The following is a 1244-nucleotide window of genomic DNA, read 5'->3' as shown; positions in this document are numbered from 1 at the left end:
CCAGTGCAGGGCCTCCTGGCGCAGCAGCGACGCCTTCGCCGCGGCGGCATTGGCGGCAGGCCGTGCGCGGGCAGCGCCACTCGTCGTGCGCGCGGCGGGCAAGGCCATGGTCAGCCCCACGTCGAACTCGCCGCCGGCATAGCCCGCTTCGACCAGCCCGCTTTTCTGCACCGTGACCTGCAGCCGCACCTGCGGGTACTGCGCCTCCACCCGCGCCAGCAGGCCCGCCAGATCGGCCGGGCGGAAGTAATCGGTGACCCCGAGCCGCAGCGTGCCCTGCAGCGCCACGCCGTGCAGATCGCGCCAGGCCGCCTCGCTCAGCGCGAGCAACTGGCGCGCATGGCCGAGCAGCCGCTCGCCCGCTGCCGTGGGCGCCACGCCGGCCTTGGAGCGCAGCAGCAGCGACTGGCCGGCCTGCTCTTCGAGCTTGCGCAACTGTTCGCTGACGGCCGACTGCGACAAAAACACCCGCGGCGCGCCGGCCGTGAGGCTGCCCGCGTCGATCACGGCGGCGAAGGTGCGAAGCTGGTCGAGGGGAAAGGCATGCATGGCGCAGTGCATCCAACGGAATAACCGATGGATGGTATCCATGAATCCCGCTTTTCAGGACGGTGGATGCGGCGAAAAATCACGGCATCCCTTCAACGAGCACCCGCACCATGCCCCACATCGCCATCCACCTGTCCGGCCCCGCCGATGCCGCCCTGGCCAGCCGCGCGACGGCGGCTGTCGCCGACATCACCCAGAACGTACTGGGCAAGGCCCTGCCCGTGATCGCCACCACGGTGCAGTTCATCGCGGCCGACCAATGGTTCATCGGGGGCGTCTCGCTGGCCGAGCTGGGCCAGACCGCCTTCCACCTGGACATCAGCATCACCGACGAGACCAACACCAAGGCGGAGAAGGCGCGCTACCTGCGCGAGATCCATGCCGCGTTCGCCGGCCTGCTGCCCCGCCTGCACGAGGTGAGCTACATCCACCTGATCGATGCCCGCGCGGCCGCTTACGGCTACGGCGGACGCAGCCAGGAATGGCGGCACCAGCAGGCCGGCGTATAGCAGCGCGGTGCAGGTGCTGCCACGCCCTGCGGCGGCAGCGTCAGCGCATCGGGATGACGAACACCCGGCGGCGCGCCTCGCAGCCCGGGCCGTCGTAAGGCGTGCTGTCGCGCTCCCAGCCCGGCCCTGGCGACACCTGGGCGCAGACGCGCTTGCCGTCGACCTTTGCTGCGCCAGAAGTACCAC

At 70.5% G+C, this 1244-nt stretch carries 2 protein-coding genes; one reads left to right on the top strand and one right to left on the bottom strand.

What is annotated here, in order from left to right; all coding sequences use genetic code 11:
- Positions 1-549, bottom strand: a 549-nt coding sequence (locus AC27KI_RS25190; RefSeq protein ID WP_487116516.1) for a LysR family transcriptional regulator, incomplete at its 3' end; no start/stop codon positions are given.
- Positions 550-659: 110 nt separating this feature from the next.
- Here AC27KI_RS25190 and AC27KI_RS25185 point away from each other — a divergent pair.
- The gene (locus AC27KI_RS25185) at positions 660-1058 is read left to right on the top strand and encodes a tautomerase family protein (protein ID WP_487116514.1); all 399 of its coding nucleotides are present in this window, start codon (positions 660-662) and stop codon (positions 1056-1058) included.
- Positions 1059-1244 lie beyond the last annotated feature (186 nt).

The organism is Acidovorax sp. KPB24-03 (assembly GCF_057546605.1).
This window is presented reverse-complemented; position numbering and strand designations above follow the sequence as displayed.

Coding starts and splice junctions, on each gene's coding strand:
- AC27KI_RS25185 (WP_487116514.1), top strand. CDS start 660: ATGCCCCACATCGCCATCCACCTGTCCGGCCCCGCCGATGCCGCCCTG.